Origin of the sequence: Sphingomonas sp. Leaf22, from assembly GCF_001421715.1 — a bacterium.
Classification (GTDB): domain Bacteria; phylum Pseudomonadota; class Alphaproteobacteria; order Sphingomonadales; family Sphingomonadaceae; genus Sphingomonas.
On the sequence record NZ_LMKP01000003.1, the window covers coordinates 24,803 to 40,451 of the forward strand.

Below are 15,649 nucleotides of genomic sequence, written 5' to 3' on the forward strand. Positions count from 1 at the left end.
GATGGACGGTGCGATCTCGGTCAGCGATCGCCGGGCGATCTTGGCCGAAGTTGCACTCACACCGTCATCGCCAACCCGTCAGGCCTGGATCACCTGCTGGATGTCGACGGCGAAGGTGCGCGCCGCCGAGGACGCGCAGTCCTCGCCCATCTGCACGATCATCGCCGCCACGGGGCTCGGCACCAGAGCGATCACGAGCGGTGCCGAAGGATGGATGCCGAGGCGGATGTCCGCCGCATCGGCGAGGTCCGGGCCGAAGCGCCCGGCCAGACGCGCGCGCACCTCCGCCGCGCTCCGCGCCACCGAGGCGTGGAACGCCTGCAGCATCCGATTCTCGCGCGTCTCCGCGATGGTCGCGGTGAACAGGCGCAGGCGTGTCGAGCGGGCGACGGCGTCGCGGTCGCTCTGGCTCGATCCCCCGGCACCGGCACCGCCCCCGTAAAGGTAGTCGAACTCGCTCTCGTCGAAGTCGTCGTCCTCGCCGTCGCTCGCGAGCAGCGCGTCGACCGCGGATCGCTCGACATCCAGACCGAGCCCGAGACCGTGGACGAGGATGCCGCGCATGCAGGCGTCGCGGTCGCGACAGGCGTCGATGGCGGCGGCACCGTCGAACACGCGACGCGGCGAGAACATCCAGCTCATCGGATCGTGCCCGACCGCCTCGCGCTGGAACCGGCTCGCGGTCTCGGTCGCCACGAGGGCGACGCGGCCGATGGCGCGTCGCGTGGTCACGACCACCTCGTCGTCGTCGGCGTCGTCATCGAGCGGATCGGGGAACAGCGCTCCGATGCGTCCGATCGGTTTCTTTTCGAGGGCGGCGATACCTACTTCGGGTCCATGGCCGGCGTCGATGCGCTCGGCGGCAATCGCGTTCATATGTCACTCCATCGTCGCCGATGTCCGTCGGGCCGGCGGAGGCGACAGGCGCCGGCGCCACCGAATATGGAACCGAAACAAAATAATACAACGCTTCGCGAATTATTGTAGCGTTAGCGCCGTGCTAACGATATGAGGGAGTGCTTTGCATGGGGGCGGCGCCCGCATAGAACCGTGGAGTGGAAAAGATGCATGCCCTTCAAGTCATGTCGGCGCTGTCGCAGGCGAGCCGGTTCGCGGCGTTCAGCGCGCTCGTCGATGCGCTGCCCCAGGGAATGGCGTCGAGCGACATCGCCACCGCCATCGGGACGACGCCGAACACGATGAGCGCCCACCTAGCCATCCTCGAACGAGCGGGCCTCGTCTCGTCGGAGAAGATCGGTCGAAGCGTGATCTACCGTGCCGAGACCGGTCCGGCCGAGGGGCTCAGCGAATTCCTGGACCACGCGTGTCGACGCGGCAGGACTGCGCGCGGGGACCATCCTGTGACCAAGCCGCGGTAGGCGATAGAAATGCTGGGGCGTGCCCAGACCTACCGTCCGGGCATCTGGGCCCGCATGTTCGGCGGCGGCGCCTGGAAACTGGCTCTCGATAGCCGACATGACGCTCGCATGATGCTTGGTGGTGACGAGATCGCGTGCCTAGACATCACCGCCATCGACACTTCGAAGGCGCTGCTTTGGCATACCGTTGAAATCAGGACGTCGTCACGGATTGAGGCGCTGACCGGTCTGACAGGCAATGCCGCTCGACGTCTTCGGGACGACCTGCTCGCATTCGTGAATGGTCACCTTGGCAGTCTGATCGATGACGACAAGGAGCAATTGCGCGAGGTCGACAGGATCGTTGGCGGCATGGTCGACGCCCATCGGCAGTATTTAGCGCAGTCCGACATCGGCCGCGCCATCGCCGCCGTGCCGGGAAACGCCGCGCGGGCCTTGTCCCATCCCCTGTTTGATGCTGCGCTGATCCCCGCCACGGTACGGCGCCATCTGCCGAATGCGATCGGCCTGCTCACCGATCCCGATGCGCGCACGAAGTACAACGAAGCGTTCGTCACCCATGAGCTAAACGCCTTCCGGCCTTTCTTCGATGGTCTCGGCGAATTCCCTCTTTCGGACGAGCAACGCGAGGCGTGCATTCGGCTTGAGGATAGCAATCTCCTCGTCGCGTCAGCCGGTTCAGGAAAATCGGCCACGATGGTGGGCAAGGTCGCCTACGTGCTGGAAAAGCAGTTGCACGAACCAGGCGAGATACTCGTCATGGCATTCGGCAAGCCGGCGGCCGAGGAACTCAAGGTGCGGATCGCCAAGCAACTTGGACTGGAGTCGGGCGATCTGAAATGCCGGGTCACCACCTTTCACGCGCTCGGGCTGAGCATCATAAAGGAAGTCGAAGGACGGCCCCCGCAGATGGTGAACTGGGTCGAGAGCGCGACTGGCGAGGCGCGCTTCGTCGATGGCATCATCAAGGATCTAGTCGAGAACGATGAGGAGTTCCGCAGGCTTTGGGTCGAGATCCTCCTATTGTACCCGAAAGCGCACATACCGCCGGCGGAATTCAAGACGCCCGAGGAATACCGCGACTACATGGCGGACAACAACGGCAAGCGCCCAAAGGCGATCGCGACCCTTTCGGGCGATTACGTGCAATCGCTGGAGGAAATGCGCATCGCCAACTGGCTATGGATGCACACCGTCGATTTCCAGTATGAGCGCCAGACCCAGACCATGGACGAGGATGGAAGCCCACGCTGGCTGAAACCGGATTTCTACTACCCGGCGACGGGCACCCTCCACGAGCACTTCGCCATCAACGCCAACGGTACGTCGCCGTTCGAGAACTACGTCGAGCATGCGAACCTGAAGCGCGCCGGATACGCCAGGATCGGTGCCGATCTCTTCGAAACCACTTCGGCGCAGGCAAGTGACGGCTCCCTGCTGGACCGGTTGCGCGACGAACTCGTCGATCGGGGGATCCAGTTGGCCGAAAGGTCGGCCGACGATACGCTGAGGGCGGCGGCCCCGCTCGTGCTGGCCCACTACCGTAAGATCATCGGTGTCTGCATCAAGCACATCCGCGCAAGCGACCTCACCCTGGACATGCTGCTGGAGAAGGCGAAGTCGCTGCACGACCGCAACCGCGCCGAGCGCTTCGCCAGGGTCGTTACGAAGATCACGGACGCCTACACGCGCAGGCTGGACCAGCAGCGTCGCATCGACTTCGACTCAATGATCGGAGATGCCGTCAAAATGGTCGAGACCGGTCGCTACCGCAGCCCGTTCTCGCTCATTCTCGTCGACGAGTTCCAGGACATATCGGATCCCCGCGCCAAGCTGATCAAGGCGCTGAAGCATCAGAAACCGTTCACGAAGCTGTTCGCCGTCGGCGACGACTGGCAGTCGATCTACCGCTTCACCGGCTCCGACCTCACGATCTTCACCCAGTTCGAGACGAACTTCGGGGCGTCGTGGCAGGGGCGGCTCGAGCGCACGTACCGCTGCAACCAGATGCTGGCCGACGCGGCCGCGTCCTTCATCCAGCGGAACCCGGCGCAGCTGAAGAAGACGGTGCGGTCCTCGCGTCAGGCGATTCCGCGCTCGATCCGTGCGATCCCGGTCAAGGCGGGTAAGAACAAGTCAGCATTCGCCGATGCCTGCCATAGGGTTCTCGACCGCCTGGACACCTTCCTGTCGGGGAACGCCGAACAGTGGCGGCGCCACGATGGGGAGAAGCTGAAGGTGCTAGTGCTGTGGCGCTACAACCTGCTCAACCCGTTTCACGGTAATTCTCCAGAGTTCGCTAACATCGTCGTGACCGGCAAATCTTTCCACAGTTCGAAGGGCCTGGAAGCGGACTACACGATCCTGCTCGACGTTAGCGAGGGCGACTACGGGGTACCAAGCCGCATCGAGGACGACGAGCTGCTGAACCTCGTGATCCCACGCCCGGAGACGTTCGAGTACGCGGAAGAGCGACGACTGTTCTACGTCGCGCTGACCCGGGCCAGCCGCGGCACGTTCCTGCTCTACGATCGCGATCAGCCGTCCCGCTACATCGCGGAACTATGCGATCTCGCAGGTGACGACGTCCGGTTCGAGAGCGTCGATGGAACAAGGCTGTGGCAATGCCCGGTCTGCATAACAGGCGAACTGGCGGACCGGATAGACGAAGGGGGTGCGACCGTGATCGGCTGCAGCGCGCACCCACGATGCCACTACGACCGACCAGGCACACCGGCCAGGCTGGGATAGTCGCGATAGCGCTCCAAACCGTGTGGTTCGAAATGCCACCGATCGACATTGCGCTAGTTCCGGCAGGACATCATGCTCCCGGACACTCCGAATGCAGCGCCAATCAGGGCCGGCAAACAACGAACCCGACGGCACCAATCTCGGCACACGACGAGAAGAAACCTGCAAGAAGCCAGTACAGCTGCACGAAGTGCGGCCTCGGCGCTCCGCCCGCTCTTACCGCCGCGAACGCAGCCTCCACATCCATCCGGCTGAGAGACGATGTCACGATGAGCACTCGCCGCTGGACGTCCGGTGCCCCAGTCGCGTCGGCGATCTTGGCGGCCACCTCGTCGCGCGTGCCGCCGCGAATCCGCTTCCGGATGTCCGTGACGACGCCGCCGTTCGCATATGCCGCGTCCCAACCGTCATGCTTCGACGTCATCCTGTCGCCCGCCATGCCCAGCCGTCCGAGGTTCTTGATCCCTTGCCCGACGGCATCGTGGAAGGCGGATGCGCTCAGGGACGGCGCGCCATGCTTGGCGTGGTAGAAGCTGATCGTCACCGGGGTGGTCGCGGTCGCCACCCCGATGAAGTCCGCCCACTCGTCGCCCAGGTCGTCGCAGACGAGGACGTCCTCCCGCGCGATCGTATCCACGACGGTCCGGAACACCGACCCCGGCGAGAATTGCGTCTGTCCGACCGCAAATCCTCCCTTCTCGCTGGTCGTCGCGGCGAGTGCGGGCTCGGCGATCAAGTGGCGCATAAACGTGGTACCTCCACCGACGATGTCCTCGTCCCGGAACAACGATCCCTGGACGTAGGCCAGCGCGTGATCGCTGAAGAGTACCACGAACATGTCCTCGGCATCGATGTGGCGGACGATGGGGACCCGCTTCGGATCCTGGCCGACGCCGAACGACGCATCCTCCACGAAGACACCTGCCAGAAGCGGACGCTCCAGCCCCCTGAGCGCGATCCTCGCCTTGTTGAACCTCAAGGCGCCCGCAACCACGCCAGCCTCATCGAGCAAGTCGTGATGACCTGGCGATGCCGCCGGCCGCACTTCAAAACTGCCAGCGAGGTCTGCGATGATCGCGTCCACATCGGCCCTGCCCAGTTCGTGCCATAGACCTCCGTTCTCACGTACGAGGCGGATGCGCTCGTCGCCCTCCCATATCGCATCGGCCAGAGCCATGGTGTCCACCGCGAAGTAGGTCGGCAGCACACCCGTCGCGATGCCGTCGAGGTCCGCGGGGCGCGCGAACCGGGTGATGAAGGCCGATGCGTCGGCGCCGTCCGCTAGGAGGTCGACGATGTCACGAACCCAGGCGATCGCGCCGACGAGATCCGCCTTCTCGGCACGCATCGCGATCCGGCCGGTACTGGGTGTCGCGGTGTAGCTCCCCCCATCGCGCCGCACACGGTAGTTCTGCGGGATGAATCGGCCGGTGCTGGCCGAGGCTATCGCGTTCTCGAGGTCTTGCGACTCGAGCGTCTTCGATCGCAACGCCAGCCTCGACGTCGTCATATTGCGGAGACTCAGGCGCTCGAATACCGCATCGTGCCGCGCGATGGCCGTCTCGACGCGCCGACGCCCGATGGGAGCGAGGCATGCCTTCCGGAACGCCGCCGTCGCATCGAGCCCCGACCTGAGGATCGCCACGGTGGTGCCGATCTCGACCATGAGAAGGAACCCGTGCACCCGGTCGGCCTTGCCGCTGCCCTCATCCAGGAATGGCACCGGGCGGTCGTGGGCGAAGCAGAGCGCCGAATAGCGAGCGTCACCGTCCAGGTTCCGCTCAATGCGAAACACCGGCCGCGCAGCGTTTACGGCATCCGCAAGCAACTCATCGAACATCGCACGAACCGCCTTCTTGGTGATCCGCTTCACACGGCGGGAGAAGTAGGCGCCACGCGCCGAACGGAGCTGGTCGATCATGACCTATAGTCTGTCTGTGCCATCGAGGAATGGAACGGAAATTATGGCCAACGGTCAGACGCGAAGATCGTGGATCTGCGGCGTCACTGACCTTCGGCCCGGCGGACGGGTCGGCACTGCGATCAACGCCGATGAGCTGATGTCCTTTATATCTCGGCGCATCGAGTACAGCGGTGAACGGTCATGGTAGCGCTGGGAACCGCCGCCGGTGTCCCTCCACCATCTCCCGCAAGGCCAAAGGGGCGATCACCTCGACCGCATCACCCCATGCGTATAGGTGCCATGTCATCTCCAGATGACCCGATGCCATGAACCGCACTATCAGCGAGCCATCGGCCATCTCCTCAGTCGTCTGCGTCGGATGGAAGACGAACCGCCTGGCATGCGCGGCCGCGTCGGATGTGAACCGCCAGACCACCTCGCCGAACTCGTCCGCGCTCTCGTAGGAGCCGAAGCCCTTCTCGGCGTGGCGCTTCAGGCTGAACCCGGGATCGATCTCGCACATGCCATCGAGCAGGTCCGCACGCTGGATCTCCTCCACCCGGTAGTGCCGCAGGTTAGCCTGCGGACCCTTGGCGGTGTCGCGGGCGACGAGGTAGCGGCGCACCCCGAGAAGGAGACCGTGAGGCGCGACCACCCTCTCGTGCGGTTCGTCCTCGTCCCGTCGCCGATACATGATCCGTAGCAGGTTCGGCCCCTTCAGCGCCTCGTAGATCGCCTCGACCACCCCTTCATCCGCGGCGGGCCGCGGACCGGGACGCGCCGCATGGCCGAGCGCTTCGAGAACCGCCTCCGTATCGACGTCCAGCCGCGTCCCCTGCTCCGGGGGGATCAACGCGCGGACCTTGCGTTCGAGACCGCGCGCATGCGCCGCCTCCTTCCTGAGCCCGGCCATATCGAGCTGGGCGATCGCCTCCGCGAGGGCGACAAGTTCGTCGGCCGACGGCGTCAGCAGCGGCGCGATGGCGCGCGCCGGGATAAGCCATCGTGCGCGACGATCCTCATCGACGCGGCGCTCGGTTTGCGGGAACGCGGCCTGCAAGGCGTCCGTCATCCGCTGAGCGGTTCGTTCCGAGCAGGCGAACTCCTCCTCGATCTCCATCAGCGACACACCCCGCCGCCGCGTCGCCATCATAGCCAGACGCAGCAGATCCTGACCCTTCGCGAACGACATGGCGACTCCACGACAGCTTCTGTCACCCCTATGTGCGCTGAATAGGCTCGAAGGGGAACGACCGATGCGACTGCAGGACGGCGAGATCAGGCTTTCGGCTTCGGACCTCATGCGGTTCAAGGGTTGCCGCCACGCGACCACGCTCGATCTCCGATACATGGAGTTCCGCGACATCACTCCCGCTGCCGATGGCGACGAGGCGGAACTGCTCCAGCGTCAGGGCGATGACCATGAGCTTGCCTTCCTCGCGGAGCTGAAGCGATCCGGCCGCTCGGTGGTCGAGGTGCCGAAGGACGGGATCCCGCTGGAACGGTCCGTGGAACTAACGCGCGAGGCACTGCTGGCCGGGCCAGACGTGGTGTTCCAGGGCGCGCTCCTCGGTGGCGCCTGGGGGGGATACTCGGACTTCCTGGAACGGGTCGATCGCCCGTCCGGCCTCGGCCCGTTTTCATATGAGGTCGTCGACACGAAGCTGAAGCGCAAACCCGACCCCAAGCACGTCCTCCAGCTGGCCCTCTATTCGGACCTGATCGCCGCCGTGCAGGGCGCCCAACCCGAGGCGGCGCATCTGCAGCTGGGCGACGGCTCGCGCTTCACGGTGCGGCTCGCCGAGGTGTCCGCCTACGCGCGGCACGCCCGCACCGTGTTCGAGACATTCCTTCGCGAACGTCCCGTCACCCGGCCGGAACCGGTGTCGGCATGCGCGCTCTGCAGATGGAAGAACCACTGCCGAGAAGAATGGGACCGCAACGACAGCCTCGCGCTCGTGGCCGGCATAACAAAGATACAGCGCGCGAAGATCGAGGCGGCGGGCATCACGACGCTGACCGGACTCGCCAGCCATGCCGAAAGGATACCCAGGCTGGCGCCCGAGACGCAGGAACGCCTCCGCATCCAGGCACATCTACAGATGAAGCGTCGCGCCGGCGGACCGCCCGGCTTCCATCTGCGCGACTTCGTGCCAGGCAAGGGCTTCGGCCTGCTGCCCGAGCAGGATGACGGCGACATATTCTACGACATCGAGGGCGATCCCTACCACGAGGGCGGCCTCGAATACCTTCACGGCATCTGGTACCGCGAAGCAGGCGAGTGGACCTTCCGCGCCTTCTGGGCGCACGACCGCGAGGCGGAGGGGCGCGCCGTCGCCGAACTGCTCGACTTCCTCGTCGACCATCTCCGCCGCCACCCCCGGGCCCGTATCTACCACTACGCCAACTATGAGATCGCGGCGTTGCGCCGCCTCACGGCCGAGCACCGCGTCGGGGAGGCGGCGATGGATCAGCTCCAGCGCGAGCGGCGCTTCGTCGATCTGTTCAAGGTGGTGTCCGGCGCGCTGATCGCTTCGGAAAAGGGCTATTCGATCAAGGACCTCGAAGCGTTCTACATGGAGAAGCGCGACGCCGACGTCGCGACCGCTGGTGCCAGCGTCGTCTTCTACGAGAAGTGGCGGGAAACCGGCGACGACGACCTGCTCGCCAAGATCCACGACTACAATCGCACCGACTGCATCTCGACCCAGCTGCTGCGCGACTGGCTCGTCCGCGACGTCCGCCCGACGGATATGCCCTGGCCGCAGCTGGGTGACGTTCCCAACGCCGGCGCGCTGTCCAACGTCGATGCCGAGGACGCCGAGATCGAGGCGCTGCGCTTCCGCCTCGAACCCGTGCGGGCGCGCCTCGGCGACGCGGTCGCCGATCTGCTGCTCGACCTCAACTTCTTCCACAAGCGCGAGGACAAGCCAGCATGGTGGGCGATCTTCGATCGCCTGGCGCAGGAGAGCGAGGAACTGATCGACGACCTCGAATGCATCCAGGGGCTGGAGGCGATCGCACCGCCGGTTAAGGTCACGGCCAAGTCGTTCGAGCGGACCTACCGCTTCCCGCCGCAGGAGACGAAGCTGCGCTCGGGCAAGAAGCCTTGCATCAAGCCGGCGGCGATGCCCGAGGACATCGACCTGCGCTCGATCGATACCGACGCCAACACGCTGGTGCTGCGTCGTTCGACCTCCAAGGGGCCCTTGCCCGATCACCTGGACCTGATCCCGGCCAAACCGATCGCGAACGCCACCCTGCGCACCGCGATCGCCGCGGTCACCGACGCCATCATCGCCAACGACGTGCGGGCGCGACCGGTGGAGCAGCTGCTGTCCCAGGCCCAGCCCCGCTTCCTCGATGGCCCCCGGCCTGGCGGCGTGATCGATCCCGATGGCGATCTGCCAGCCCAGACCGCAGCAGCGATCGCGGCGATGGACGGAACGATCCTGGCGATCCAGGGGCCGCCCGGCACCGGCAAGACCTACGTCAGCGCACTTGCCATCGTGAACCTGGTTCGATCCGGTCGCCGCGTCGCCGTGTCGTCGAACAGCCACAAGGCGATCGGCAACTTGCTGGAGGCGGTCGCTGCACGTGCTGCAGCGGAAGGCATACCCTGCCGGATCGCCCAGAAATCGACCGGTGATGGCGACGAGGACACCCATCCGGGCATCGTCATGGTTTCGGACAACGACGCGCCCGAGATCGCCGCCGCCCACGTCGTCGGCGCCACCGCGTGGCACTTCGCCCGATATCCCGCCCCCGAGTTCGATCATCTCATCGTCGACGAGGCGGGGCAGGTCTCGCTCGCCAACATCATGGCCATGTCTCGCGCCGCGCGGAACATCGTGCTCGTCGGTGACCCCATGCAGCTGCCGCAACCCCTCCAGGGTACGCATCCCGGTCGCAGCGGCGAATCATGCCTGGAATACCTCATCGACGGGCACCGCATCGTCCCGGGCGATCGCGGCATCTTCATGCCGATCAGCCGTCGCATGCATCCGGCGGTGTGCGGATACATCTCCGCAGCGGTCTACGAGGAAAGGCTGCAGTCCGACGAGGCAGCGGGGATGCAGACGCTGAGCGCCCTCGACGGCATGTCTATGATCGGTGCCGGCGTCAGAACCATTACCCATACGGGACGATCGCAGGTCAGCCCCGAGGAGATCGAGGCCATTCGTGACCAGATCACCCGGATCCTCGGTGCGACCTATCGCGGTCGCGACGGCGCATCCCGCATCGTCCATCATTCCGACATCCTGGTCGTCGCGCCCTACAACGCGCAGGTCAACGCATTACGCGCGGCGCTGCCGCCCGCGGTCCGCGTCGGCACGGTCGATCGATTCCAAGGTCAGGAGGCGCCGGTGTGTCTCGTCTCCATGACCACCTCGAGCGGCGAGGAACTACCGCGCGACATCGCTTTCCTGTTCTCGCTCAATCGCATCAATGTCGCCGTTTCTCGCGCGCAGGCATCGGCGGTCGTCTTCGCCAGCCCACTGCTGCTCGAGACGCCGTGCCGGACTGTACAAGAGATGACGCTGGTCAACGCGTTGTGCCTGCTGCGCGAACATGGGGGCAATGCGTTCTGACTCGGGTCGCGGTTCGCCGCACCACCCCTCCCGACTCGATGATTGATAACCTCCAAATTCTGCCATGGCGGCTTGAACCGGGAAGCGTCCGACCGAACGCGCAGATGACGTCCATGGCGAAAGGCGAGATCATTCGTGTCATCGCACGAGTGGGTGACAGGTTCTGACATCCTTGCATGCGAATGTCACGATCGTGGATCGCATAGGAGATTCGGTCGTGAACCTGGGTGGCATCGAGCTTCGGCACATCGTGGACGTGGATGGACAACTGATCGGCATCGACGCCGAGATGATCAACGCGTCCTGTCTCCTTCGCCGGGCGGCCCGTGGCCACGACCGGCGCCTCTTCCTGCTGCGCGCCGGCGAGCGGATCCCTGTCATGCCGCACCAGCACATCCGTCTCAACGAGGAGGAGGTTCTGTTCTTCGAGACGATGCCGGCGCCGACGGTTCTTGCATACGCCGCGTCGCCCTTGCCCACCCGCCTGGCTGCATAAAGGACCGACGAGGATGAACTTCACCCACTACAATCTCGGCCACGTCGAGCGCGGCAGCGTCGTCGCCGTCACCCTGCAGGGCAGTGCCGCCAATGTGCGCCTGATGGATGGGTCCAACTTCAGCAACTACAAGGCCGGCCGGCAGCACCGCTACGTCGGCGGTCTGGCCAAGCAGTCGCCCGTCAGACTGCAGATTCCCAACTCCGGGACATGGCATGTCACGGTCGACATGCAGGGAATGCGCGGCTCCGTCAGGTCCAGCATCAACGTGATCCCCGCAGCAGCTCTGCGCCCGCTGCCGACCATCAACGAGGCGCCGCTGCGCAGCATCCCCACGCTCGTCCGGGACGCCGAGGAGGAACTCGCACCAACGCCGGAGGCACCGGACGGGCGTGTATTCGACGTCTTCATCTCGCACGCCTCGGAGGACAAAGACGAGATCGTACGGCCGCTCGCCAACGCGCTCCGTGATGCCGGCCTGTCCGTCTGGTACGACGAGTTCGAACTCAGGATCGGCGACAGCCTCCGGCGCAAGATCGATCGTGGGCTCGGCAGCAGCCGTTTCGGTGTGGTGGTGCTCTCCAAGTCGTTCTTCGGGAAGGGGTGGCCGGAATACGAACTCGATGGCCTGGTGACGAAGGCCGTCTCCGGTGATCAGGTGCTGCTGCCGATCTGGCACGACGTGACCAAGAAGCAGGTGATCGGCTTCTCCCCGTCTCTCGCGGACAAACTGGCGCGTAGCACGGCGACCCACACCGTCGAGGAGATCGCAGCCGAGATCGCCGACGTGGTCGGACCGTCGGGGGCCGCGTGAGTGCGATCCGCCGACATCCGGAGATCCTCCGTCGCCGGACTCACGGAACGGAGCGGCGACCGGGATCGATCGGCGCCTTGGTTGCCCGAACTATGGGTCCGGCGGCATGATGATCTACGATGATGTGGGAGAAGGCTGACATGGCACGAAACATCGTCATATTCTCGGACGGCACCGGTCAACGGGGCGGCGTGCTCGTCGACGAGCGTCGCAGCAACATCTACAAGCTGTATCGCGCGACCCGGGTCGCGCCCGACAGTTGCGTCAATCCCGCCGACCAGACCGCGTTCTACGATGCCGGCCTCGGAACCCTGCCCGGCGGCATCGACTCACCGGCTGCGCTCGCGCGATCGCTGTACAACCTAGCCAGCCAGGCGACCGGCATGGGGATCACGCGCAACATCGTAGAGTGCTACGCCGCACTCGTCCGCCTGTGGCGACCTGGCGACCGCATCTTCCTCTTCGGCTTCAGCCGCGGCGCATACACGATGCGGTGCCTGGGCGGCGTCCTGAAGCTGTGCGGAGTGCCGACGACCGGAGAGAAGGGCGCGCCGCTCAAGCGCGATGCATCTTCCGCGCTGAGGATCGCGAAGGAGGCGGTTGCCGTCTACAACTACACGAACTCGCGCCCGGAAAGTGATCGGACCGATCGGCAGAAGGAACTGCTCGGTCACCGCGCGCTATTGGCGGCGCGCTTTCGCAAAACCTACAACTCAGGCGGTTCGGAGGGCGGAGACGCCCGTCCCTGGTTCCTCGGCGTGTTCGACACCGTCGCGTCCTTGGCCAACCCGGTCGCCATCGCAATGCTGACGATGATCGCCTTGGTAATGGTCGCCGCATGCAGCGTCGTCGCATACTGGGTCACGGGCGAATACTGGCGGTGGTTCGGCATCATCACCGCCACGCTCACCGGCATCGGTCTCGGCTTCAACATCGCCTCCCGCTTCAAGGTCGCCTTCGGGCTGCCGGGCATCCGGTGGTGGCGGACGATCCATTTCGCCAGCGCACGGATGAAGATGTACGACACCGAACTGGACGAGAAGGTGCAGTATGCGCGGCACGCCTTGTCGATCGACGAGGCGCGTGCATCCTTCGCCCGCGTCCCGTGGGGCATCCCTGGTCAATGGCGGGGTGGCGACCCAGCGTGGTTCGAGCAGCTGTGGTTCGCTGGCAACCATTCCGACATCGGTGGCAGCTATCCAGAGGACGAGTCGCGCCTCTCCGACGTGGCGCTCGACTGGATGCTCGGAGCCGCCAGCGCGGTGGGCCTGAAGTACGATCCCACCGTCCTGCGCCTCCATCCCGATGCGCTCGGCATGCAGCATGACGAGACGCGAGGCATCGTCTTCCGCTTCGCAAGGAAGAAGCGGCGCACCTTGAAGACGAACGCGCCGCTGCATTCATCCGTTCTAGACCGCCTGGCGGCTGCCGAAGTGGATCAGTCCGGGCTGTCGGCGCCGTATCGCCCGGAAAACTTGCGCACCCACGACAAGGCGAAGGGCCATTACACCGTCAAGGATGTTCCGCATGCCCAGTGACACCATCGGATCATTCCGGTCGATCCTGTTCGCAACGATACTGGTCCTCGGACAGTGCCTGCCTGCGCGTCCGGCGCAAGCGCGGAACACCGGCGAACTCCATACCTTCCACTGCCTTCACGGCTGTCCGATCGGGGCGGCTGACATCGACGACATCGTTGTGCGTGAGATCTACACCCTCGCCTCCAACGACCTGACCAAGATGGCCGATTGGGTCGCCTACCGCGTGACGCCGGCCTCCATCGGCCCCTCGGGCGATCGCAAGTGGGCCGCGGATCCGTGGCTCGATCCCGACGAGGCACTCGAACCCGACGACTACGAGGGCGCACCAAGAGCGCTGGGTATCGACCGCGGTCATCAGGCGCCGCTCGCAGGTCAGTCGGGAACGCCCTTCGCGGCCGACACCAACATCCTGTCCAACATCACGCCGCAGGGTGCGGCGTTGAACCAAGGCGCGTGGCAGCGACTGGAGGCGCGGGAGAACGATCTCGCCCGCGCGGAGAACATCGCCGTCTATGTACTGACCGGGCCGCTGTTCGAACGCGTTGTCGCGCCGATGCCGAAGGCGGATGAGCGCCACCGCGTTCCGTCTGGTTACTGGAAGGTCCTGGTAACGCAGGACGGTCGAATGGCCGCCTTCATCATGGATACGGCCGCACCGCGTGCGCTCGACCATTGCGCCGCGCAGGTGGCGCTCGACGAAGTCGAACTGCGCTCTCGCCTCGGTCTATTCCCGAGGCTGGATAAGCGATCCTTCTCCAACTTGTCGCCGTATCTGGGGTGCCCAGCATGAGAACCGGCTCGCCGCGTATCATTTGTCGACCGTCCGCCCGGCGGTTCCGGGCCATGATCCTGCTGCCGGCGCTATTGACCGCGTCGTGCGCGACCACGCCGTCCGCCGACCTGAGCGGTTTCGGCCGGGCGGCGACGGGACTGCAGGCGGACGTGGGCACCACGTTCACCGAGGCGAACAGAATTGCACGCTCGGTCGAGGTCGATCGCTTCGTCCGGTCAGGCGCCATCGGCCTGTCGGAGCGTCGCTTCCCTCCGGCCGTTCCACGCGAGGTCGCCGCCCGCTGGCGGGCGGCGCTTGGGGATCTTGCGCGCTACGGCAACCTGCTGGCGACGCTGACGGACGCTGGTCGCGGTGGCGTGCAGACCGACGCCTTCAGGCAACTGGGGGCGCAGCTGAACGCCAGCTCGACCGGAGCCGACCTTGATCCGGGGATCACCGCCGGCTTCGCGGCGCTGGCGGGCGCGCTGGTGGACATGAAGGCGCAGGCGAGTGCACGCGACATCCTGCGGCGGACGGACCCGGACGTACGCAAACTCCTCGCTGCCATGGCCGACGCCGTTGGTGCCGACGATGCGCAAGGTCTGCGCGGGACGGTGGCGTCGAACTGGACCGCGGCACTGTCCGCATACCAACGCACCTACTCGGTCGCTGCCACCGACAAGGCCGATGCGAGGCAGCGCCAGATCGTCGCCGACTATCTGACCGGCATCGACAGGCGCGACGCGCAGCTCGCCGCGCTGGCAGGCCTTCGATCGTCTCTTCTCGGCCTTGCTGACGCGCACACCGCCGCCGCCGCGGGATCGCGGCGCCCCTTCGACGAGGTGCTGAAGGACGTGAATGATAGGGTCGCGCGGACGGAAGCCACATACCGGGCGGTCGAGAAGGCGGGAGAGACGCGATGACGAATGGCTACGGCGGAGTCCCGATGGATGGGGAGAACCCGGACCTGAAGGCGATGCACCGCGACCTCATCGCCTTGGTCAGGCGGTTGGAGGAGTCGGTCGACTCCGCCCCGACCGCTGCGGCGATCGGGGCGCTCTCCGATCAGATCGTCGAGGTGAACGCCCGCGTGACGGCGACCGGACGCTTGTTGCTGGCGGCACAGACGGAGGAGATATCGCGGCACGCTTGTGCGGTATCGGCCGCCATTCCCGGGATCGAGGACGAGATCGAGGATCTGCGGAGATACGAGCGCGTGGTTCGCAGCATCGCCACCGTCCTCGACGTAGCCGACGAAGCGATCCGTGTGGCTACCATGGTCTGCCGCTGAGATCTCACGATGCGCGGATGAAGCCGTTTTTATCGACGGTGCCACGTCGAATATGTCGGGGAAGGTCGTCAGCCCCCCCGACAGCCCCCGGATCGCCGAGGGCCACGTAA

General features: G+C 65.5%; 12 protein-coding genes. 9 read left to right on the forward strand and 3 right to left on the reverse strand.

What is annotated here, in order from left to right:
* Positions 1 to 78 precede the first annotated feature (78 nt).
* Entirely contained in the window at positions 79 to 876 is a 798-nt protein-coding gene (locus ASE70_RS02685; protein WP_056399257.1) for a hypothetical protein, read from the reverse strand.
* A 206-nt stretch (positions 877 to 1,082) separates the two neighbouring features.
* Between ASE70_RS02685 and ASE70_RS02690 the strand changes: the two genes are divergently transcribed.
* Positions 1,083 to 1,379, forward strand: coding sequence for an ArsR/SmtB family transcription factor (locus ASE70_RS02690; protein WP_162236187.1), 297 nt, complete (start codon positions 1,083 to 1,085; stop codon positions 1,377 to 1,379).
* A gap of 9 nt (positions 1,380 to 1,388) precedes the next feature.
* Entirely contained in the window at positions 1,389 to 4,130 is a 2,742-nt protein-coding gene (locus ASE70_RS02695; protein WP_056399262.1) for a UvrD-helicase domain-containing protein, read from the forward strand.
* Between the two features lie 103 nt (positions 4,131 to 4,233).
* Here ASE70_RS02695 and ASE70_RS02700 read toward each other — a convergent pair whose 3' ends face one another.
* Together ASE70_RS02700 and ASE70_RS02705 are read right to left on the reverse strand one after the other, a co-directional pair.
* Positions 4,234 to 6,051 carry a hypothetical protein gene (locus tag ASE70_RS02700; RefSeq protein ID WP_056399265.1) on the reverse strand — a complete coding sequence of 606 codons (1,818 nt, stop codon included), beginning with the start codon at positions 6,049 to 6,051 and terminating at the stop codon, positions 4,234 to 4,236.
* Positions 6,052 to 6,232: 181 nt separating this feature from the next.
* Positions 6,233 to 7,225, reverse strand: coding sequence for a helix-turn-helix transcriptional regulator (locus tag ASE70_RS02705; protein ID WP_056399268.1), 993 nt, complete (start codon positions 7,223 to 7,225; stop codon positions 6,233 to 6,235).
* Between the two features lie 64 nt (positions 7,226 to 7,289).
* On the opposite strand from ASE70_RS02705, the gene ASE70_RS02710 reads away from it, so the two are divergent.
* From ASE70_RS02710 to ASE70_RS02740, 7 genes are all read left to right on the forward strand, one after another.
* Positions 7,290 to 10,625, forward strand: coding sequence for a TM0106 family RecB-like putative nuclease (locus ASE70_RS02710; RefSeq protein ID WP_056399274.1), 3,336 nt, complete (start codon positions 7,290 to 7,292; stop codon positions 10,623 to 10,625).
* Between the two features lie 217 nt (positions 10,626 to 10,842).
* Positions 10,843 to 11,121 carry a hypothetical protein gene (locus ASE70_RS02715; RefSeq protein ID WP_056399283.1) on the forward strand — a complete coding sequence of 93 codons (279 nt, stop codon included), beginning with the start codon at positions 10,843 to 10,845 and terminating at the stop codon, positions 11,119 to 11,121.
* Positions 11,122 to 11,134: 13 nt separating this feature from the next.
* Entirely contained in the window at positions 11,135 to 11,935 is an 801-nt protein-coding gene (locus ASE70_RS02720) for a DUF1883 domain-containing protein (RefSeq protein ID WP_056399286.1), read from the forward strand.
* A gap of 140 nt (positions 11,936 to 12,075) precedes the next feature.
* Positions 12,076 to 13,473: a DUF2235 domain-containing protein gene (locus ASE70_RS02725; RefSeq protein ID WP_056399289.1), complete on the forward strand. Its 1,398-nt coding sequence runs from the start codon at positions 12,076 to 12,078 to the stop codon at positions 13,471 to 13,473.
* Complete coding sequence (locus tag ASE70_RS02730) at positions 13,463 to 14,266, forward strand: DNA/RNA non-specific endonuclease (RefSeq protein ID WP_162235911.1); 804 nt, start codon at positions 13,463 to 13,465, stop codon at positions 14,264 to 14,266. The genes ASE70_RS02725 and ASE70_RS02730 overlap by 11 nt, the downstream gene beginning before the upstream one ends.
* 53 nt (positions 14,267 to 14,319) lie before the next feature.
* A complete protein-coding gene (locus ASE70_RS02735) occupies positions 14,320 to 15,171 on the forward strand; it encodes a hypothetical protein (RefSeq protein WP_056399297.1) in 852 nt (283 codons plus the stop codon).
* Positions 15,168 to 15,539, forward strand: a complete 372-nt coding sequence (locus ASE70_RS02740; RefSeq protein WP_156347384.1) for a hypothetical protein — start codon at positions 15,168 to 15,170, stop codon at positions 15,537 to 15,539. The genes ASE70_RS02735 and ASE70_RS02740 overlap by 4 nt, the downstream gene beginning before the upstream one ends.
* The last annotated feature ends 110 nt before the right edge of the window (positions 15,540 to 15,649 follow it).

Coding starts and splice junctions, on each gene's coding strand:
- ASE70_RS02740 (WP_156347384.1), top strand. CDS start 15,168: ATGACGAATGGCTACGGCGGAGTCCCGATGGATGGGGAGAACCCGGAC.
- ASE70_RS02735 (WP_056399297.1), top strand. CDS start 14,320: ATGATCCTGCTGCCGGCGCTATTGACCGCGTCGTGCGCGACCACGCCG.
- ASE70_RS02725 (WP_056399289.1), top strand. CDS start 12,076: ATGGCACGAAACATCGTCATATTCTCGGACGGCACCGGTCAACGGGGC.
- ASE70_RS02690 (WP_162236187.1), top strand. CDS start 1,083: ATGTCGGCGCTGTCGCAGGCGAGCCGGTTCGCGGCGTTCAGCGCGCTC.
- ASE70_RS02720 (WP_056399286.1), top strand. CDS start 11,135: ATGAACTTCACCCACTACAATCTCGGCCACGTCGAGCGCGGCAGCGTC.
- ASE70_RS02710 (WP_056399274.1), top strand. CDS start 7,290: ATGCGACTGCAGGACGGCGAGATCAGGCTTTCGGCTTCGGACCTCATG.
- ASE70_RS02685 (WP_056399257.1), bottom strand. CDS start 876: ATGAACGCGATTGCCGCCGAGCGCATCGACGCCGGCCATGGACCCGAA.
- ASE70_RS02700 (WP_056399265.1), bottom strand. CDS start 6,051: ATGATCGACCAGCTCCGTTCGGCGCGTGGCGCCTACTTCTCCCGCCGT.
- ASE70_RS02730 (WP_162235911.1), top strand. CDS start 13,463: ATGCCCAGTGACACCATCGGATCATTCCGGTCGATCCTGTTCGCAACG.
- ASE70_RS02705 (WP_056399268.1), bottom strand. CDS start 7,225: ATGTCGTTCGCGAAGGGTCAGGATCTGCTGCGTCTGGCTATGATGGCG.
- ASE70_RS02695 (WP_056399262.1), top strand. CDS start 1,389: ATGCTGGGGCGTGCCCAGACCTACCGTCCGGGCATCTGGGCCCGCATG.